Origin of the sequence: Bordetella holmesii (genome assembly GCF_020735985.1) — a bacterium.
GTDB classification, from domain to species: Bacteria; Pseudomonadota; Gammaproteobacteria; order Burkholderiales; family Burkholderiaceae_B; genus Bordetella; species Bordetella holmesii.
This window is the reverse complement of record NZ_CP085973.1, coordinates 675099-693763: the sequence shown is the minus strand read 5'-3', so window position 1 is coordinate 693763 and position 18665 is coordinate 675099. Positions and strand designations below refer to the sequence as shown.

Genomic DNA, 18665 nt, shown 5'->3' with positions numbered 1-18665 from the left:
CATGACCGACACCATCGCCTGGTCGCGAGAACTGCACACCCTGGCCCAACGCTTCGGGCAAGCGATCGCCGTCGATGATGGCCATGCCCAACTGAGCTTCGCGGACCTCAACGGCCGCGCTCATGCGCTGGCCTGCGCCTTGCAGGCCCAAGGCGTGGGCGCCGGCGACTATGTCGGCATCTATCTGCCCAACGGCGGCGCGGCAGTGTGGGCCGACTATGGCGTGACGATCAGCGGCGCCTGCCTGGTGCACCTGAACGCCGCCTACACCCGTGACGAGATCATGTGGGCCCAGCAGCTCACCCCCATGCGCCATATCATCACCGACCGCGCCCTGGCTCCGACCGTCGCCGACCTCGGGGCAGCGCTTGTACTTTGCGAAGACATCGCGCCCCTGGACACGCCGCCGGTGCTGCCCGCCGTCAATGCTGCGGACCCCGGCCGCGTGATCTTCTCGTCGGGCACCACGGGCAAGCCCAAAGCCCTGCTCTACGACCAGGGCCGCCGCTGGCTGGCCGCCGTGATACTGCGGGCCGTCCTGCCCTTCACGCCGGGGCCTGGCTCCAGGGTGCTGCTGATGACGCCTTACGTCCACGGCGCATCCATGCAGGCGCGAGCCTGGTTGGATCACGGTGGCACAGCGGTGTTGCTCAAAGGGGTGGAACGGGAGGCAGTCGGCCGCGAATTGCGCAGCGGCACGCTGGACGCGGTCTTCGCTCCGCCGACGATGCTGGCCAAACTGGCCGCGTCATTCGACGGTGAACGATTCCCCAGTGTGCGGTGTGTCTTCACCGGCACGCAGACCCTCACCCCAGGCCTGTATGCCAAGGCCCGCGCCATGTTCGGCCCGACCGTACGCATCACCTACGGCAAGAGCGAGAACGTCAACCCCATCACCGTGCTGGATCCCCAAGCCACGCAAGCCTGCTTTGACGCCAATCCGGCCGAGGGTGCCTGCCTGGGATGGCCCGCGCCCGGTGTGCAGTTGCGTATCAACGACCACGACGAAATCGAACTGCGCTCGCGGCATATGTATATCGGGCACATCGACCAGGAAGGCTTCCACGCCCCGCCTGCCGATGGCTGGCATCGCACCGGCGACCTGGGCCGCATCGACGAGCACGGCAGGCTCTGGCTTCTGGGGCGGATGGCAGACGTCATCAAAAGCGGCGGCTACAAGATATACCCCGACGAAATCGAGGCCGCGCTGGCCGGCATGCCGGATTGCGGCGATATCTGCGTGGTGGCGCTGCCCTCCGATTATTGGGGCGAGGTCATCATCGCCGTGGCCGAACACGCGGCCCCGGCCTGGCATGAGGCCGCGCGACAGCGCGTAGCGCAGCTGGCCCGCTACAAGCATCCACGCGCCCACATCGCGGTCGCTGCACTGCCGCGCAATCCACAAGGCAAGATCAGCCGCCGTGCGGTGCGCGACCTGGTGCTGTCGACCCACACGCTGATCGACGGTTCTTATCCGAGCGTCGAGGCGCGCGGATCAATCCACCCGAGCGTTGGAACTTTTGACGGCCTGCCCCCAGACCGATAGTTCGCGCGCAATGAATTCGCGCGTCTGCTCGGGGCTGGCCGACACGGTCTCGGCGCCCAGGCCCGCGAGCTTGTCCTGCAGATCCGCGCGGCCCAGCGCTTTGCGCGTTGCCGCATTGAGCATGTCGACGACCGGCCGAGGCGTACCCGCCGGCGCCAGCAGCACGATCCAGGCCTGCGCCTCGTAGCCTGGCACGCCTGCCTCGGACACGGGCGCGGCCTTGGGGAAGGCGCGCGCCGGCTCCTTGCCGCCGACGGCCAACACCTTCAAGGTGCCGGCCTGCACGTGCGGCATGATGGCCGGCCCGGCCTCGAACATCACGGCGACATCGCCACTGATCAGCCCGGTCAGCGCGGCGGCGGCTCCCCGGTAGGGCACATGCGTCAGGTTCAGGCCCGCCTGGCTCTTGAACATCTCCATCGCCAGATGATTGGTCAGCCCACTGCCGCCCGAGCCATAGTTCAACTGCCCCGGATGCTGCTTCACGTGGTCGAGCAGTTCGCGCACATTGTTGGCGGGGAAGTCCGATCGCACCACCAGAAACAGCGGCACCATGGCCACCAGCGCGACGAGCTCGTAGTCTTTCTCGACGTTGTAGGGCAGCTTGCTATAGAGCCCCGGATTGATCGCCACCGGGCCGCTGGCCGTCATCAGCAGCGTGTAGCCATCGGCCTCCGAGCGCTTGGCAGCCTCCATCCCGATGATGCCACCGGCGCCCCCACGGTTATCCACGAAAAAGGACTGGCCCAGGGCTTGGCCGAGTTCCTGCCCGATGGCGCGAGCAATCACATCCGTGGTCTGCCCGGCCGGATACGGCACGATGATCTTGACCCCCCGCTCGGGGTAGGCCGCCTGCGCCGCCGCAACCGCGCCCGCAGCGCCCAGCAGAACACCCGCAATCCAATTGCGCATCCTCACTCTCCTTTGGTGGCCCGGCATAGCTCTTCGTCTACATCCGTACATAGAATACTTTGCTGTTATTCATTATGTACGTACATTGATGATGGGCCAACCAAAATCGTCGGCGAGGCACGCTAGTCGTCTTTCACGCCTGCGTCGCAGAGAAATACCCGGGCCACAAGCCCGCCGCCGAGGCTGCGTGCACAGGGGCAGCATGCTCGCCGTCCAGGCCAAAACGCATCACCGCCGGGCGGGCGGGATCAAACCCGGACCAGCCTGGCGATTGGTCGACAATGAAATCACGCCAACGCCCCATCATGGCCTGCGACACGGCCAACGCTTCGGCGGGCCGCCCTATTTTCTGGCTCACGTGCGCCTGGCCGGTATTGCCGAACACGAAAGGAACATCCGCCGCATGCGGTGAACTGTCGGCGCTGCCGGCGACCGGAAACCCGAATTCGTACGCCCAGGCCGGCATCCCGGCGCGAGCATGGCGCGCCAGCATATGCAGCATCGGCGCTCGGAATACCAGGTCGGTATAGAGCGCTCGCCAGATGGCTGGCGCCGTGTCGTGCCCCTGGGCGTAGAGGTCGATGACCTCGCGCACGTCGGGCGCCTGGGCGAAAGCATAGTGGGCCGCGACCAGGGCGGCCGCACGCGGCTGCAGTTCGGCCAGCGTGGCCGGCGCCTGCATGGGAGACAGGCGCTGCCCCTGGCCGTCGGTCAGATCAAACCAGAAGTCCGCTTCGGTGGCCGTCCACCCCGCCAGCAGCGGCACCCGGGCGGCCGGAGCATCGTATGGCCACTGCCGTATCAGTTGGCCGTCACGCACCGGCGCCGTAGCCGGCCGCTTGAAAGCCGCCGAGACCGCAAATGCCTGCTCCTGCTGTTGCAGCACGGCACCATCGATCTGACGCAGGCCCGCGACGTCCACGCCCAACGACGCGCTCAGCGCCTCGGTATAGGCGCTGGCGGCCTCCATCTCCGCGAACATGGGCGGGCGAAACAAGGGCGGGCTCTGCGTGATGATGCCGCGATACAGTCCGGCCTCCAGCCCATGCTGGGCGATGAGGGCGACATTGGCCGCCCCCGACGACTGCCCAGCCAGCGTGACCCGGGCCGGATCGCCCCCGAAGGCCGCGATACTGTCGCGCACCCAGCGCAAGGCGGCCAGCTTGTCCTGCAGCCCCCAGTTGGCGCACAAGCCGGTGTCAGGGTCGGCGAGCAACGGATGCGCCAACCCGCCCAGCGCGCCCAACCGATAGTTGATCGTCACCACCACCACGCCATGCGCGGCCAGCGCCGCACCATCGATGGCACCGGCCGCGCCACTGCCATTGCGGGTAGCGCCGCCATGCACCCACAACAGAACCGGCTGACGGCCCGAGGTCGAGGGTGTCCACACATTGAGAAACAGGCAATCCTCCGACTGGGCGGCCGGCGGTTCGTTGAGCCAGCTCTGATTGCCCAGCGGCGTCTGCAAACTCGCCGGCCCGGGCCGCAAGGCATCCCGCGCACCGCTCCAGGACTGGCAAGGCCGGGGCGAGCGCAGGCGCAGCGCGCCCACTGGCGGCTCGGCGTAAGGAACGCCAAGAAAGGCGCTCACGCCCCCCTTGCGTTGTCCCCGCAGGCGGCCTTGCGGCACAGTTGCGATGTCGTAATCCGTCATTCATCCTCCGTGATAGGGTCGCCATCAGGCTCGCCGTCTACAAACAATATTGAGAATTGATTGCATTATGAACGACTCTCAACCCCCAGTCCTCCGGGGCGCAACGGAAACCTTCTGCCCGCTCCGCATGCAGGATCAGCGAAGCGTGCGCTTTCCATGCCGGCGCTGTGCGTGATCGACTAGGCGGCCGCGTGACGCGTTGAAAAGACATACCCTCGTAGCACCCAGCTTGAGCGGCTAACATCCGATGGGCCACCCTGAAAGCACGGCAGCCCGCCGATAGTCGAGGCATGCCGTATCCGCATCCGCGCCTCTCCTTGACTCAGGCTTTGTGATTTGAAACACCACCTCCTTATCCAATGACTCCTCGACAGCTGCGATACTTTCTCGAAATTGCACAGTGCGGCAGTTTCTCGGTCGCGGCGGCGGCGTTACGCGTGGCGCAGCCGGCACTGAGCCAGCATGTCGCCGCGCTGGAATCCGAACTGGGGATCACGTTGTTCGAGCGACGTGCAAAGGGGGTGACATTGACGCCGGCAGGCGAGCGCCTCCGGCAACGCGCCTCCTCCATACTGGCGCAATTGGATGCGCTCAAAATCGATGTGCCGGGCCCGCCCGGCAAGCCGCGCGGGCCGGTCAGGGTCTGCCTGTCGCGCTCCTTGGCGCGGGTGCTGGTCGCCCCGCTGCTGCGCCATGTCGAACGCGAGCTGCCTGACGTGCGCTTGCTGCTGTCGTCGGCGCTGTCCAGCGAAATGCGCACGGCGCTGGAAACCCGCCAACTGGATGTCGCCTTGATGCCCAACGCGTTCGAGTTGCCTGGGCTGGATTGCACCCCCATCTACGAAGAAGGGTTCTCGCTGTTTGGCCGCGCTTCGCTCTTCGAACGCGCAGGCAAGACCATCGCGTTTTCCGCCATCGGCTCGCGCCCGCTGGTCGCCCCGGACAGAGATCACGATTTACGCCGTCTCATCGAGCGCACGGCGATCGACCTGAACTGCCCGTTGAACGTCAAATACGAAATCAACGATCCCGATCTCAACTATGCATTGGTACGCGAAGGGCTGGCCTTTGCCGTCCTTCCGGCCAGCGCCGGCCTGGATCTCGGCAAGCACGACCGGCACATCGAAGAGCGCAAAGTCGTCCGGCCTGCCATCACGCGCGTGCAGTCCATCGTCCGCATGCCGGGCGACGCCCAGGCGGCAGCCTCTCAGGCCGTCGGGCAGGCGCTCATTGTGGTCATGAAGGATCTGGTCAAGAGCAAGCTGCTCACCGGACGCATCATCGCCCAGCCTTAGCACCTGGCGACACGGTCTTGCCGGTGCGCCGCGTCGCCCCGGCCGGACGAGCCACGCACAAGGACCCGACGCCGCAGCGCACTCGCGAACGACAAACACACCCGGCCTTCAGGTGTTAAGCAAATTACCGCTGCGCGGATATTCATATGTTTTCTTATGATTAGACCGCTGCGGCGATGAAATATAGGATTCCCAGTCTCTGGAATTCGCTCCGCTCACTGCGGAAAACATCATGCTTTTTACTCGCAGGCGGTTCAATCTTTTCCTCGGCCTGGCCATCGCTGCCCAAGGCGCCGTTCCGGCCCTGGTGTTCGGAAAATCCGCCGGCACGGTGACCGAGTATGCCAACGAGCCCGCGGTGCTGACGCAGATCGATCGCAACGGGCCCGAGGCCATCGGCGCCAAGATCCTCGAAGGTCTGGTCGACCACGATGCGGACCTCAAGCTCGTGCCAGCCCTGGCCGTTTCGTGGGAGCAAAGCCCCGACGCGCTGCGCCATACCTTCCATCTGCGCACAGGCGTAAAGTGGCATGACGGAAAACCCTTCAGCTCCGCAGATGTCGCGTACTCCATCCTGACGCTGAAGAAAGTCCATCCACGCCGCAAATCCACCTTCGCCAATCTGGTCGATGTGGAAACACCCGACGCATGACGTCAAGGATCTCGGCGGGCCGCACATCCAGTTCTTCTACAACATGGACAAGCCGTTGCTGCAGGATATCCGGGTCCGCAAAGCCATCGCGCATGCCATCAGTATCCCGGAAGTGATCTCGACTGGAGGCCGAAGCCACGGACGGTTTTGCCCTGATCCAGCCGCGCCTGATCGACGGCTTGCGCGATGTGGTCGCCCACGTTTTGCCGGAATTGAAACGGCGCGGCATCTTCCGTGGCGCCTATCCAGGCAAGACGCTGCGTGAAAACCTGGGCCTGCAACGGCCGCCGAACATCCATCTGCGCGGCAACCTCCGCTGAGCCCGCGCGCGTCAACGCGTCGGCCAGACCGGTCTGGGATCGTTGGGCCATCAAGGCATAAGAAAAAAACTATATTGTGGCACGAAAAATAATATTTGTCCTCTCGCTTGGCCCAGCCTTACGCTGTCGGCCAAGCAGGCACGTCCACAAGTGCCGATACGGAGACAATGATGAATATTCCCCGCAGACACCTGCTGCGCGCCCTGGGCGCGGCCGTTTGCTGTAGTGCGCTGCCGATCGCGCAGCCCAAAGCCAGCTCCCCTATCCGCCTTTTGGTCGGGTTCGCCCCTGGCGGGGCGATAGACCTGGTCGCTCGGGCGCTGGCCGAGGGCATGCGCGCCGCCGGCTACAGCATGATCGTGGAGAACAAGGCGGGCGCAGGCGGCCGTATCGCCGTCGACGCATTGCTCAACGCGGCCAACGACGGCAATACGCTGTTGTTCACACCGTCGACCAATCTGACGTTGTATCCCTACCTGTACAAATCCATCCACTATCAGCCCACCGACTTCACTGCGTTGGGCACCGCCTGCAAGTTTGACTTCGGCTTTGCGGTGGGCGCCGACAGCCCCGCCAAGACCTTGGCCGAGTTTCTGGCGCTGGCCCGCCAGGATCCTAAATTCGCCGTGTATGGCACGCCGGGCGCCGGTACGGTGATGCAGTTTCTGGGCATGATGCTCGCGAGCGCAAGCAAGGTGCCGCTCACGCCCATCCCCTACAAAGGCGGGTCGCTCGCGCTGACCGACACCATGGGCGGAGTCCTGCCGGCGCTGATCACCACCCTGCCCAACCTGATCCCCATGCACAAGGCGGGCAAAATCCGCATCCTGGCGACCACCGGTTCGGCGCCGTCACCCGCCCTGCATGACGTGCCGACCTTCGCCGCCGCAGGCTACCCCACGCTCACGCAATCGGAATACTTCATGCTGCTGGGCCGCAAGGACTTGCCCCCAGCCGCGGGGCAGGCGCTGACCAAGGCCATGGCCGGCGCAGTGCAGTCGCAAGGCTTTGAAGCCATCATGCGCCAGCAGTTCTTCGAACCCCTGGTCACCGCTCCTGAGCGCTTGCAACAGCAGCTACAGCAGGAAAGCCAGTTCTGGTCCGCCGTGGTCAAGGAAAGCGGCTACGTGCCCGAAGCGTGAGGCTGGCACGAACGCCCCAGCGATCTTTAGGAAATGCAATGAAAGGCAGAAACATCGTTGTCATCATGTCGGATGAGCACAACCCCGCGTTCATGGGCTGCTCCGGACATCCTTTTATCAAGACCCCTCATCTCGATGCCCTGGCCGCCCGCGGCGTGCGCTTTCCCAACGCCTATACGCCCAGCCCCATCTGCGTACCGGCCCGGGCGGCGTTTGCGACCGGGCAGCGTGTGCACCAGACCCGGCATTGGGATAACGCGATGCCCTACATCGGCGATCCCTCCGGCTGGGGACATGCCCTGCAGGAGCACGGCGTGCGGGTCGAAAGCATAGGCAAGCTGCACTATCGCAACGAAGAAGATCCGGTCGGCTTCGATGCCGAGCATATCCCCATGCACGTGCTGGGTGGCCACGGCATGGTCTGGGCATCGATACGAGACCCGTATCTGCCCTCGCAAGGCCGCAAGCGCATGCTGGGCGAGCGCATCGGCATCGGCGAGTCCCCCTACACCGCCTACGATCGTTCGGTGACCGAGCGCACCCTGGACTGGCTGCGCAATGCCGCCGCCAAGGATAGACCCTTTGCCCTGTATGTCGGCCTGGTCGCGCCGCACTTCCCGCTCATCGCGCCGCAGGCCTTCTATGCGCTGTATGACGCCCGCCAGATCCCCCAAGCCAAACTGCACCCCAAGCAAGGCTACGAGCGCCATCCCTGGGTGCAGGCCTACGCCGAGTTCGAACGCAGCGAAGAGACATTTGCCGATGAGAACGAGCGCGTCAGTGCGTTCCTGGCCTATTACGCGCTGTGCAGCTTTCTGGACAGCAATGTCGGACGCATTTTGAGCGAACTGGAGACCCTGGGGCTGAAGGACTCCACCCATGTGGTCTACACCTCCGACCACGGCGACAATGTCGGCGCCCGAGGCCTGTGGGGCAAATCCACGCTCTACCAGGAAAGCGTGGGGATCCCCATGCTGCTGGCTGGCCCCGATGTCTCCCCCGGGGTGTGCGAGACGCCCGTGGACTTGCTCGATCTGTATCCCACCATACTGCAGGCCGTGGGCCTGGATGCCGGGCCCTATATGGATCAGCGCCCAGGCAAATCCCTGTTTGCGCTCACCGACAGCCATTCGATCCGCAGCGCGCCATTCTGAGCGAGTACCACGCCGCCGGCAGCAACACCGCAGGCTTCATGCTCCGGAAAGGCCCGTGGAAGTATCACCACTATGTCCGTTTCGAGCCGGAGCTCTTCAACCTCGAGCAGGACCCCGAAGAGCTCCATGACCTGGCCGCCGACCCCGCCTATGCCACGGTACTGGCCGACATGAAGGCCGCGCTGTATGCGATCTGCAATCCCGAGGACGTGGATCGGCAGGCCAAGGCGGATCAGGCCGCGCTGATCGAGCGCCTGGGCGGCGTGCAGATCGCCTCGACCATGGGCTCGAGCAGCGCCACCCCTGCTCCGGTCGTGGAGAAGAAGGCATGAGCGTCGATGAGCGCTATCTGCGCGACTGGAGCGGCCTGACGCGCGGGGTGCCGCGCGCCGTGCACCAGCCTGCCAGCACGGACGACGTCGCCGCCCTGGTACGCCAGGCGCGCCACGAGGGACACCGCATTACCGTGCAGGGCGGCTTGACCGGCCTGGCGGGCGGCGCCGTGCCCGCCGATGGCGATGTCGTCATCAACATGGGCCGCATGAACCGCATCGAGTACGTGGACGACGTCGAGGGCATCATGCAGGTGCAGGCCGGCGCGACGCTGCAACAGGTGCAAGAGGCCGCGGCTGCCGCAGGCTGGTTCTTCCCGGTGGATTTCGCGGCTCGCGGCAGTTGCCAGATCGGCGGCAATGCGGCCACCAATGCCGGCGGGACTCAGGTGCTGCGCTATGGCACCTTGCGCGACTCGGTGCTTGGCATCGAAGCCGTGCTCGCCGATGGCGAGGTCGTCACCTCGCTGACCCGATTGGTCAAAAACAGCTCGGGCCTGGACCTGCGCTTTCTGTTTATCGGTTCGGAAGGCACGCTGGGCATCATCACGCGTCTGACGCTGCGGCTGCAGCCCCCGCCCGGCGCGTCGGCCACGGCCCTGGCCCAGATCCCCGACATCGCCTCGCTGGCCGCCCTGCTGCGTCACCTGCGGGTCACGCTCGGCCCGCAGCTGACCGCTTATGAGTTCATGTCAACGCAGTTCCTGCAACAGGCCAGCGAACTGACCGGCGTGGCCTCTCCGCTGGGTCCGGGCAGCGCATGGAGCGTCCTCATCCAGGCCAGCGGCGGCACCGAGTCGCACGCGAACCTGGAGGCCGCGCTCACCCGCGCCTATGACGATGGCCTGGTGACCGACTGCGCCGTAGCCGCGAGCCTGGCCGATGCCGACAAATTCTGGCGCCTGCGCGAAAGCATCCCGGAACTGATGTCTGCGCTCAAACCCACAGTCAATTTCGACTGTGGCTTGCCGATGGCCCAGATGCCCGACTTCGTGGATCAGGTCCAACGCGCCTTGCAGCAGCGTTACCCGCAAGCCCGGCATCTGTTCATGGGCCACCTGGGCGACAACAATATCCATATCCTCACCGGCCCCCATCCGGAGAGCGAATGGTTCAACGTCGAAGAGATCGTCTATAGCGCGTTGCGGGGCCGCCAGGGCACCATCAGCGCCGAACACGGTATCGGCTTTCTGAAAAAGCCCTTTCTCGGCTACACGCGCAGCGCCGGGGAACTGCAACTGCTGCAGCGCATCAAGCGGGCGCTGGATCCGGACAATACGCTCAACCCCGGGCGCATCCTCGATTGATCGTCTGCGTGCCCTCTTGCCGGCGCACGGCAGCGGGGCGGCGCGCGCGCCGCCCCGGCCGGATCAATAGTCCAGCACCAGCCTGGCGCTTCGCGCCCGCGAGCAGCAGACCGTCAGGCAATGCTCTTTCTCTTCGTCGCTTAATACGAAGTCGCGGTGATCCACCTCTCCTTCGAGGTAGTCCACCTTGCAGGCCCCGCACAAGCCGGATAGGCAGGAGGTCGGAACACGCAAGCCCGCCAGCTCCATCGCCCGCACGATCGTCTGATCCGGCTGCACCGTCACGGTCACTCCGCTGCGAGACAGCTCGACGTCGAAACTGCCGTCGCCCGCGCCCTCGGGACGCACCACTTCGGGCGCCTTGAAGTGTTCGCTGTGCACTGCAGCGCCGGGCCAGTGGCTGCTGGCCTGGGCGCAAGCGGCCATGAACCCGGCGGGTCCGCAGTAGTAGACGTGGCGGCCAGCCTCGTAATCGGCCAGCAAGGCGGCAATGTCCAGACCCTTGCTGCTGTCACCGTCATCGAAGTGCAGATGCAACCGCCCTTCGGGCAGCAGCGCCCGCAACTCGTCGACGAACGCCGCATGGCCCGCAGTGCGTGCACAGTAATGCAGTTCGAACGAGCGCTCTTGTGCGGCGAGCGCATGGGCCATGGCCTTGAGCGGCGTAATACCGATGCCGCCAGCCAGCAGCACGGCGTGCTCACCTTCCGGCGCCAGCCCGAAGGCATTGCGCGGCAGGCCCACCTTGACGATGTCGCCCACGCGCAAGCTCTCATGCATGGCGCGCGAACCGCCACGGCTCTTGGGTTCGCGCAGGACTCCCAGTATCCAGCGCGAGCGGTCCGCGGGGTCGCCCGCCAGCGAATAGGAGCGCACCTGCCCGCCGGGCAGATGCACGTCGATATGTGCGCCCGCCTGCGCGGCGGGCAATTCCGCGCCGCCCGGATGGGTGAGCTCGAATGCAAGAATGCCCTGCGCCTGCAGGCGTATGGCCCTCAGTTGGACCTCGATGATGTCCAAGCCGGCCATGGCCTGCAGCGCGGGCGACGAGGCCGGCGCGTTCAAGCCATCCTCCGCGCCAACACTTCCTGCTGCAGGGCTTCCATTTTGTCGGTCACAAAGGCGTGCCGCTGCGCGCCGCGCAGACCGTCGGCCTCAGTGATGATCTGCACCACCTGGCGGGCAAGGTGGCGGCGCAAGGTGATTTCCTCCTCGGTGGTGCGGCCCACTGGCAGCTCGAACACATTGCCCGAGCAGTAGCTATTGGGGTTGCCGGAACAATCGCGCAGCCATTGCGCGAACTGCTCCGGGCTGGCGTTGGGGTTCTTGCCCCGCACGGCATCGCGCAGCAACTTGCGAAACACATACAAGCCCGCGTCGAACTTTGTCGGGTTCTCCAGCGCATGCACCGCGATGGGCCGCTGGCTGATGATGGCCTCATAGTCGCCCGGCGCGTACTGGCAATCCTTGTAGTTGGCCCGGGCGCGGTGATCGGGCGGGATGGGCGGAAGATCCTCGAGCGCATATTGGCCGAAGCGCTCCGGCCGGCGCATGGCGACCTGGCCCTCGAGAAAATCGATGGTCTCATAGCCCACCATGCTCTTGTCGCCGATGCCGCGCGTGTCCACGCCCGGGCCCATGACGCGCCAGCCGATCATCTTACTGTTGTGATCGTCGACCGGCACCGTCCAGCGGATCATATGAAAACGACTAAAGAGCTTCTTCTTTTTGCCATCTTCGGATGTGTAAGCATGCAGGCTGAAGTTGGGCAGCACCTGGTGCTGAACACGGATGTGCATACGCTCATCATCCGAGCGGCGCGCCCCCGCGCAAGCCAGGCTGCGGCCTCCGTGCACGGGGACGAACTGCATGTCGGGGGGCACCTCCATCGACGCGGCACCCACCTCGTCAAAGGTCGTGCCCTGGTAGTGCTCGCCGGTCACCTGGCGTTTGGCGTGCAATGCCATGGTGTGATAGTTGTCGGCCGCGTTGTCCTGCACCTGCAGCCAGTTGCAGTGCTGGAAGTTGCTGTAAGGCACCAGCTCGTCCGTCTCCGCGACCGTGAAGTCTCCCTCCCACTCCGGGAAAGGCGGCTCCTCGTCGGGCGGCCCCATGTAGGCGAAGACCAGACCGTTGCGCTCGAACGCCTTGTACGCCCCCTGCCGGATCGAGCAACGATAGCGCTCGCCCTCTTCCTCTTCGCCTTCGGGAAACGGCACCCGCAGGCAGGTGCCGTCCACATCGAACACCATGCCGTGATAGCAGCATGAGATGCCGTGCTGCTCGATCTTGCCGTATTCCAGGGATGCGCCGCGGTGCACGCAGTGGGCATGCAGCAGACCGATGCTGCCACTGCCATCGCGAAACGCCACGAGTTCCTCACCCATGATTTTGAGAAAACGCGGCGTGTCGGTCAGCTCCATCGACATACAGACCGGATGCCAGAAGCGGCGCAGATATTCGCCGGCCGGCGTGCCGGGGCCGACCTCGGTCAATTCGGGATCGTGCCCGGGCACGCTGTTGGTGAAGTAACCGCCGTAAGGGATCAGTTTTTTCACCGTCGTGCCGCCGGTGCTGACCGCGCGCTCGTGCTGATCCTGAATCTTCGAACTCATCTCGTCTCTCTCCAAAAATTGGCCAGATATTGAACTCTGAACTCTGTATACAAAGAATAGCGAAAATCTGGCCCGCCGAATCAAGGGGTTATCCCTAGCCATGTGTTTCTGAATATGAACCGGATGTCCGTCAGCCCGCACCCGACCCGCGCCCCAGCCCGCCGCACAGCGCGGAACAGGCGCCAAGCACAAACCAGTCATACCAGTGCATGGAAGGCCCGGCCGGCAAAGGCTCGCCCTGCACCATGAACATCAGGCAGGCCGTGCCCACCAGCAGGAACAACGCCCGCGCCAGCCACTGCCACCTGCCTGCCACACGGCTCGACACCCAGCACAAGCCGCCGTAGGCCGCCGCCATGCCGTACCACGGCCCGGCCTGCGCCACCGGCGCAGGCGCCGCGCTATACGCCCGGATGAGCACCTGGCCGGCATTGACGCAAACCGCCGCGATCACAAGCAGATCGACCAGCGGCCATCGACGTTCCGAACGCGTGCGATCGATATCCATGTATTCCGAGCTCTGTATCCAAGCTAGAATTTTCTTATGCAACTGCATCCTGAAAAGCTCCCTGTCCGTACCGACTTCGTCGACACCGTCTACCGCGTATTGCTGGACGCGATCACCGATGGCTCCCTCGCGCCTGGCGAACGCATCACCCAGGAAGAGATTGCCGAGCAATTGCACGTCTCGCGCTCACCGGTACTACAGGCACTGCGCCTGCTGAAAAAAGATGGCTTCATCGAAGATGCGCCGGGCCGCGGCGTGCAGGTCACCCAGCTCGACCCCGCCTGGGTCGCGCATCTGTATGAAGTCCGCGGCGCGCTCGACGCGCTGGCCGCGCGCCTGGCGGCCCAGGCCCGCGCCGTCATCGACCCCACCCTCATCGAGCGCGGTCGCATCGCCGCCCGAAGCGCCGATCTCAAGACCAACATCGAATCCGATCTGGCCTTTCACAACGCCATTTACGACGCCTCCGGCAACCCCTTGATCGGCGAAAGCGCGCGCCATTACTGGGTGCATCTGCGACGCGTGATGGGAGCGGTCCATCGCAGCGCGGCGCATCGCAGCACCCTCTGGGATGAGCACGCCGCCATCGCCCAAGCCATCGCCAGCGGCGACGCCAGACTCGCCGTGCGCCTGAGCGATCAACATATCGAGCATGCCCGTTCGAATCTGGTCGGGCAGTTGCAGGACATCCTCGATCGCTAGGTGTGAAGATTCAATAGGTTGTATGCATGGTTCATCCGAACCGGATTTGAGAAACTGGAAATCGCCAACCCCCCAGTTCACTCAAGGAGCCCGGCCGGATGAACACCCATAAGCATGCCCGATTGACCTTCCTACGTCGCCTCGAAATGGTCCAGCAATTGATCGCCCATCAAGTTTGTGTGCCTGAAGCGGCCCGCGCCTATGGGGTCACCGCGCCGACTGTGCGCAAATGGCTGGGCCGCTTTCTGGCTCAGGGCCAGGCGGGCTTGGCCGATGCGTCCTCGCGCCCGACGGTCTCGCCCCGAGCGATTGCGCCGGCCAAGGCGCTGGCTATCGTGGAGCTGCGCCGCAAGCGGCTGACCCAAGCGCGCATCGCCCAGGCGCTGGGCGTGTCAGCCAGCACCGTCAGCCGCGTCCTGGCCCGCGCCGGTCTGTCGCACCTGGCCGACCTGGAGCCGGCCGAGCCGGTGGTGCGCTACGAGCATCAGGCCCCCGGCGATCTGCTGCACATCGACATCAAGAAGCTGGGACGTATCCAGCGCCCTGGCCACCGGGTCACGGGCAACCGACGCGATACCGTTGAGGGGGCCGGCTGGGACTTCGTCTTCGTGGCCATCGATGACCACGCCCGCGTGGCCTTCACCGACATCCACCCCGACGAGCGCTTCCCCAGCGCCGTCCAGTTCCTCAAGGACGCAGTGGCCTACTACCAGCGCCTGGGCGTGACCATCCAGCGCTTGCTCACCGACAATGGCTCGGCCTTTCGCAGCCGCGCCTTCGCCGCGCTGTGCCATGAGCTGGGCATCAAGCACCGCTTTACCCGACCTTACCGCCCACAGACCAATGGCAAGGCCGAACGCTTCATCCAGTCGGCCTTGCGTGAGTGGGCTTACGCTCACACCTACCAGAACTCCCAACACCGAGCCGATGCCATGAAATCCTGGCTACACCACTACAACTGGCATCGACCCCACCACGGCATCGGGCGCGCTGTACCCATCTCCAGACTCAACCTGGACGAATACAACCTATTGACAGTTCACAGCTAGGCGGCCCATCGGCGTCTCCTTATCGGCGTGCGGCGTCCTGCCGCTGCACATTGACCAGCCTGGCCGGCACGGTAAACACCAGAATGCTGCCGATGACCAGACAGCACACCAGTGCGATCACGCCCGCCCCGGTGCTGTTGTGCGCCGTCTGCGCCCAACCGATGGCATAGGGGCTGACCACGCCCGAGATACTGCCCACGGAATTGATCAGCGCGATACCGGCAGCGGCCGCGCCGCCGCTCAGAATCGCCGGCGGCAGCACCCAGAATTGCGAGATCGTAGCCATGACGCCGACCGTTCCTATGGTCAGCGCGATCAACGCGAACGTCGTGTCCTTGGCGTAGATGACGCTGGCGGCCAGGCCCACGGCGCCCAGCAGACCGGCGATGCTCAAATGCCAGCGGCGCTCGCCCGTCGCATCCGAACTGCGGCTAAACACAATCATGCCCAGGACCGCGACCAGATAAGGCACCGCCGACAGCAGGCCGATGTTCAAGGTATCCGTCACCCCGCTGGCTTTGACCAGACTGGGCAACCAGAAACTGATGCCATACAGGCCCATGGTGAAGAAGAAGTAGATCCCGCTCAGCAGCAACACGCGCGGATTGGTCAACCCATCGCGAATGGAGTGCAGATGGTTGCCTTGTTGCTCGGCCGCCAGATCGCGCTGGATGCGTGCCTTCTCGGCGTCGGTCAACCACTTGGCGTCCGCCACGCGATCGTCCAGATAGAAGAAGGCGATCACGCCGATCAGCACCGTCGGCAGGCCTTCGAGCAGAAACAGCCACTGCCAGCCCGACCAGCCGTGCGCGCCATGCATGGAATGCATGATCCAGCCCGATATGGGTCCGCCCACCACGCCTGACATGGGTATCCCCGTCAGAAACAACGCGGTCGCCTTGCTGCGGCGTTTGTTCGGAAACCAGTAGGTCAGATACAGCAGAATCGCCGGGATGAAACCTGCCTCGGCCACGCCGAGCAAGAACCGCAGCACATAGAAACTGACCGGCCCCGATACAAACATCATGCACGCCGATATCAATCCCCAGGTCACCATGATGCGCGCAATCCAGCGCCGCGCGCCCACCTTCATCAGGATCAAATTGCTCGGCACTTCGAACATCAGATAACCGATGAAGAACACCCCGGCGCCAAGTCCGTAGACCGCATCGCTCAGCGCCAGTTCGCTTGCCATCTGCAGCTTGGCGAAACTGACATTGATGCGATCCAGATACGCACAGAGATAACAGAGAAACAAGAAGGGAAGTAAACGCCAGGCCACCTTGGCGTAAGTGGCAGATTCCTCATCGGTATTGACGAATGGCTGCGCAGCGATGTCGCCGTTCATGGGTTGTCTCCAGATATTATGAGTGTTGGAATGCCCCGGTCCGCTGGACGGCCGGGGCCGCACTACTGGTGCTCGACTACTCGAACATGTCGGGCTGCGTGGCAGCCAGATGCTCGTATATCGGCTGGAAATGCAGCCAGCCGATGTACTCCGAACCCACATGCTCGCGGCTGTAGCGCGACTTGTCCGGCGGCACGAGCGCAGGCTTGTGACCAGAGGCCTCCACCATCAGTTGCTGCCGGCAGCAACGCTCCAGCGCGATGAACCAGAACGCCGCCGACTCGATGCTGAAGCGGCTCGCCGTCAGCAGCCCGTGGTTCTGATGAATCGCCGCGCGCACCCCCTTGAACCAGTCACACACTGCCAGGCCGGCGCGCTCCTCGACCGCCACCTGCCCGGCTTCGCTCTTGATGACCACATGGTCCTCGAAGAAGGCGGCCGCATCCTGAGAGATGGGCGCCAGGGGAATACCCAGCGCCGAGAAAGCCGTGCCATATACCGTATGCGCATGACACATGGCCACGATGTCCGGATGGGCCTCATGCACGGCCGCGTGCAGCACGAAACCCGCGCGATTGAGCGCGTGGCGCCCCTCGACCACGCGCCCCTTGTGGTCGGCCAGAATCAGATTCGAAACGTTGACATCATTGAAATGCACGCACATCGGGTTGGTCCAGTACAGATCGGGATGCTCCGGGTCACGTACCGTCAAATGTCCCGCAAACCCATAATCAAAACCCTCCTTGCCAAAGGCGCGGCAGGCGGCCACCAGGCGCTGCTTCAAATGCAGCCGCTCTTCGGTCACATTGGCAAACTCCGGCAACTGCGGATAGATCAACCCGGGCTGCTGCGGCTCATAGATCGACACGCGTCCATCAGGCAATTTTGGCAGCACGGTCGAATGACTGCGTGGGCGATCCAGTACGGCGGACATAACGTCTCCTTGTGTAAGCGATGAGGCCCAACGCTCGGTTGAGCCTAGCGTTGGCTGGCACTATCATCAACGCCACAAGGACCGCAGGACAAACGATAGATGTTCATGTTCAGATGAATCACATTCATCTGAAATCCCCGGACCCGACACCAGGCGCACCCAGACACGACTTAACCGATGAGAAAAATCCCCAACTTCGTGCTGTTGCGCGCCTTCGAGGCCGCCGCCCGCCTACAGAGTTTCACGCTCGCCGCACAGGAACTGCACCTGACGCCCTCGGCGATCAGCCATCAGGTTCGCGAGCTCGAAGAGCTCTTCGGCAAACCCCTGTTCTGGCGCAGCCACCGTCAGGTCGAGCCCACGCCCGAGGGACGCCGCCTGCTCGAGAGCCTGACGCGCATCCTCAACGCGCTCGAAGCCTGCTGTGCCGAGGTCGAGCTCGCCCCGGCCGGCCAGGTGCGAGCGGTGTATTGCGCGCCCAGCCTTGCCGTGAAATGGTTGGGCCCGCGCCTGCCGGGCTTCATGACCAAAAACCCGGACATCACCATCCGCTTGTCCAGCGGGTCCGAACCCATGGACCTCACCCAGGCGCGCGAAGTCGACGTCGCCATCTCCTACGGCCTGGCCCTGCGGCTCTCGGGCGTGGACGTCACCGCGCTGGGCAAAGAAGACATCATCCCCATGTGTGCGCCTGCCCTGAAAACACGCAGGCATACCTGGAAGCAGATCATGGAGTCCGCGCCGCTCATCGATTCGGCGCTCAGCCAGGTGCGCTGGAACGACTGGTTCGTGCTCAATGGACTGAGCCTGCCCTCGCGGCCGCGGACGTCCTTTGACCGTGGTACGCTGTCCATCTCGGCTGCCGTCGACGGCATGGGTGTCGCGCTGGAGACCACGCGATTTGCCGAGCGCGAACTGGCGCGCGGCGAGCTCGTCGAGGCCGGAAAATTCGCTTTTGCCCGCATCACCCGCGAGAACCACTTCTTCTCGCAACGCAGCACCGAACGTCGCGTCGACAAAATCCGCCGCTTCAAGGACTGGCTGCTGGAAGAAATCCAGGCGTCGGACTACGCAGGCAGGGCTGCCGGGAGTGGGGCGCGGTAAACGCCGTCTGGCACTTCTTATTTTTCGGATACCTATCGGCACGACGCGGCCTCAGCGCGCATGCGTATCGCGGCCGCGTTGTGCTCCT

18 protein-coding genes are annotated in these 18665 nt (G+C 64.4%); 10 read left to right on the top strand and 8 right to left on the bottom strand.

Going from position 1 to position 18665, the window contains the following annotated elements:
- The first annotated feature begins 1 nt into the window (after nt 1).
- Nucleotides 2–1546: a class I adenylate-forming enzyme family protein gene (locus LK440_RS03215; RefSeq protein WP_005015380.1), complete on the top strand. Its 1545-nt coding sequence runs from the start codon at nt 2–4 to the stop codon at nt 1544–1546.
- Here LK440_RS03215 and LK440_RS03210 read toward each other — a convergent pair.
- Together LK440_RS03210 and LK440_RS03205 are read right to left on the bottom strand one after the other, a co-directional pair.
- The gene (locus LK440_RS03210) at nt 1496–2458 is read right to left on the bottom strand and encodes a Bug family tripartite tricarboxylate transporter substrate binding protein (protein ID WP_005015384.1); all 963 of its coding nucleotides are present in this window, start codon (nt 2456–2458) and stop codon (nt 1496–1498) included. The genes LK440_RS03215 and LK440_RS03210 overlap by 51 nt on opposite strands.
- Before the next feature lie 133 nt (nt 2459–2591).
- Nucleotides 2592–4115, bottom strand: a complete 1524-nt coding sequence (locus LK440_RS03205; protein ID WP_005015385.1) for a carboxylesterase/lipase family protein — start codon at nt 4113–4115, stop codon at nt 2592–2594.
- A gap of 359 nt (nt 4116–4474) precedes the next feature.
- On the opposite strand from LK440_RS03205, the gene LK440_RS03200 reads away from it, so the two are divergent.
- A complete protein-coding gene (locus tag LK440_RS03200; protein ID WP_005015386.1) occupies nt 4475–5410 on the top strand; it encodes a LysR family transcriptional regulator in 936 nt (311 codons plus the stop codon).
- A 232-nt stretch (nt 5411–5642) separates the two neighbouring features.
- Entirely contained in the window at nt 5643–6062 is a 420-nt protein-coding gene (locus LK440_RS03195) for an ABC transporter substrate-binding protein (protein WP_005015387.1), read from the top strand.
- Between the two features lie 98 nt (nt 6063–6160).
- On the opposite strand, the gene LK440_RS03190 is transcribed toward LK440_RS03195, so the two are convergent.
- A complete protein-coding gene (locus LK440_RS03190; RefSeq protein ID WP_025341199.1) occupies nt 6161–6433 on the bottom strand; it encodes a hypothetical protein in 273 nt (90 codons plus the stop codon).
- 119 nt (nt 6434–6552) lie between these two features.
- Between LK440_RS03190 and LK440_RS03185 the strand changes: the two genes are divergently transcribed.
- From LK440_RS03185 to LK440_RS03170, 4 genes are read left to right on the top strand one after another with little or no spacing between them, the layout of a single operon-like run.
- Complete coding sequence (locus LK440_RS03185) at nt 6553–7524, top strand: Bug family tripartite tricarboxylate transporter substrate binding protein (protein ID WP_005015389.1); 972 nt, start codon at nt 6553–6555, stop codon at nt 7522–7524.
- A 38-nt stretch (nt 7525–7562) separates the two neighbouring features.
- Entirely contained in the window at nt 7563–8678 is a 1116-nt protein-coding gene (locus tag LK440_RS03180; protein WP_227944774.1) for a sulfatase-like hydrolase/transferase, read from the top strand.
- A 38-nt stretch (nt 8679–8716) separates the two neighbouring features.
- Nucleotides 8717–9010, top strand: coding sequence for a hypothetical protein (locus LK440_RS03175; RefSeq protein WP_155267695.1), 294 nt, complete (start codon nt 8717–8719; stop codon nt 9008–9010).
- On the top strand, nt 9007–10317 hold the full coding sequence (locus tag LK440_RS03170; protein ID WP_005015391.1) for an FAD-binding oxidoreductase: 1311 nt from the start codon (nt 9007–9009) through the stop codon (nt 10315–10317). Before LK440_RS03175 ends, LK440_RS03170 begins: the two co-directional genes overlap by 4 nt.
- A gap of 63 nt (nt 10318–10380) precedes the next feature.
- On the opposite strand, the gene LK440_RS03165 is transcribed toward LK440_RS03170, so the two are convergent.
- The 3 genes from LK440_RS03165 to LK440_RS03155 form a co-directional block, all read right to left on the bottom strand.
- Nucleotides 10381–11382, bottom strand: coding sequence for a PDR/VanB family oxidoreductase (locus tag LK440_RS03165; protein WP_005015393.1), 1002 nt, complete (start codon nt 11380–11382; stop codon nt 10381–10383).
- Nucleotides 11379–12932 (bottom strand): Rieske 2Fe-2S domain-containing protein, encoded by a 1554-nt coding sequence (locus LK440_RS03160; RefSeq protein WP_005015395.1) that lies wholly within the window; start codon nt 12930–12932, stop codon nt 11379–11381. Before LK440_RS03160 ends, LK440_RS03165 begins: the two co-directional genes overlap by 4 nt.
- Before the next feature lie 130 nt (nt 12933–13062).
- Complete coding sequence (locus LK440_RS03155; protein ID WP_005015396.1) at nt 13063–13440, bottom strand: hypothetical protein; 378 nt, start codon at nt 13438–13440, stop codon at nt 13063–13065.
- Between the two features lie 36 nt (nt 13441–13476).
- Here LK440_RS03155 and LK440_RS03150 point away from each other — a divergent pair, with 36 nt between their 5' ends.
- Nucleotides 13477–14142 (top strand): GntR family transcriptional regulator, encoded by a 666-nt coding sequence (locus LK440_RS03150; protein WP_005015398.1) that lies wholly within the window; start codon nt 13477–13479, stop codon nt 14140–14142.
- Between the two features lie 98 nt (nt 14143–14240).
- A complete protein-coding gene (locus LK440_RS03145; RefSeq protein WP_005012650.1) occupies nt 14241–15191 on the top strand; it encodes an IS481-like element IS481 family transposase in 951 nt (316 codons plus the stop codon).
- A 19-nt stretch (nt 15192–15210) separates the two neighbouring features.
- Here LK440_RS03145 and LK440_RS03140 read toward each other — a convergent pair whose 3' ends face one another.
- Both LK440_RS03140 and LK440_RS03135 read right to left on the bottom strand, forming a co-directional pair.
- Complete coding sequence (locus LK440_RS03140) at nt 15211–16539, bottom strand: MFS transporter (protein ID WP_005015401.1); 1329 nt, start codon at nt 16537–16539, stop codon at nt 15211–15213.
- A 76-nt stretch (nt 16540–16615) separates the two neighbouring features.
- Complete coding sequence (locus tag LK440_RS03135; protein WP_005015402.1) at nt 16616–17473, bottom strand: class II aldolase/adducin family protein; 858 nt, start codon at nt 17471–17473, stop codon at nt 16616–16618.
- 177 nt (nt 17474–17650) lie between these two features.
- On the opposite strand from LK440_RS03135, the gene LK440_RS03130 reads away from it, so the two are divergent.
- The gene (locus LK440_RS03130; RefSeq protein ID WP_005015404.1) at nt 17651–18577 is read left to right on the top strand and encodes a LysR family transcriptional regulator; all 927 of its coding nucleotides are present in this window, start codon (nt 17651–17653) and stop codon (nt 18575–18577) included.
- Nucleotides 18578–18665 lie beyond the last annotated feature (88 nt).

Excerpts from the sequence above, each read along its gene's own strand:
- LK440_RS03200 (WP_005015386.1), top strand. The coding sequence starts at position 4,475 with ATGACTCCTCGACAGCTGCGATACTTTCTCGAAATTGCACAGTGCGGC.
- LK440_RS03210 (WP_005015384.1), bottom strand. The coding sequence starts at position 2,458 with ATGCGCAATTGGATTGCGGGTGTTCTGCTGGGCGCTGCGGGCGCGGTT.
- LK440_RS03190 (WP_025341199.1), bottom strand. The coding sequence starts at position 6,433 with ATGGCCCAACGATCCCAGACCGGTCTGGCCGACGCGTTGACGCGCGCG.
- LK440_RS03155 (WP_005015396.1), bottom strand. The coding sequence starts at position 13,440 with ATGGATATCGATCGCACGCGTTCGGAACGTCGATGGCCGCTGGTCGAT.
- LK440_RS03195 (WP_005015387.1), top strand. The coding sequence starts at position 5,643 with ATGCTTTTTACTCGCAGGCGGTTCAATCTTTTCCTCGGCCTGGCCATC.
- LK440_RS03130 (WP_005015404.1), top strand. The coding sequence starts at position 17,651 with ATGAGAAAAATCCCCAACTTCGTGCTGTTGCGCGCCTTCGAGGCCGCC.
- LK440_RS03135 (WP_005015402.1), bottom strand. The coding sequence starts at position 17,473 with ATGTCCGCCGTACTGGATCGCCCACGCAGTCATTCGACCGTGCTGCCA.
- LK440_RS03170 (WP_005015391.1), top strand. The coding sequence starts at position 9,007 with ATGAGCGTCGATGAGCGCTATCTGCGCGACTGGAGCGGCCTGACGCGC.
- LK440_RS03205 (WP_005015385.1), bottom strand. The coding sequence starts at position 4,115 with ATGACGGATTACGACATCGCAACTGTGCCGCAAGGCCGCCTGCGGGGA.
- LK440_RS03185 (WP_005015389.1), top strand. The coding sequence starts at position 6,553 with ATGAATATTCCCCGCAGACACCTGCTGCGCGCCCTGGGCGCGGCCGTT.
- LK440_RS03140 (WP_005015401.1), bottom strand. The coding sequence starts at position 16,539 with ATGAACGGCGACATCGCTGCGCAGCCATTCGTCAATACCGATGAGGAA.
- LK440_RS03160 (WP_005015395.1), bottom strand. The coding sequence starts at position 12,932 with ATGAGTTCGAAGATTCAGGATCAGCACGAGCGCGCGGTCAGCACCGGC.
- LK440_RS03215 (WP_005015380.1), top strand. The coding sequence starts at position 2 with ATGACCGACACCATCGCCTGGTCGCGAGAACTGCACACCCTGGCCCAA.
- LK440_RS03145 (WP_005012650.1), top strand. The coding sequence starts at position 14,241 with ATGAACACCCATAAGCATGCCCGATTGACCTTCCTACGTCGCCTCGAA.
- LK440_RS03180 (WP_227944774.1), top strand. The coding sequence starts at position 7,563 with ATGAAAGGCAGAAACATCGTTGTCATCATGTCGGATGAGCACAACCCC.
- LK440_RS03150 (WP_005015398.1), top strand. The coding sequence starts at position 13,477 with ATGCAACTGCATCCTGAAAAGCTCCCTGTCCGTACCGACTTCGTCGAC.
- LK440_RS03175 (WP_155267695.1), top strand. The coding sequence starts at position 8,717 with ATGCTCCGGAAAGGCCCGTGGAAGTATCACCACTATGTCCGTTTCGAG.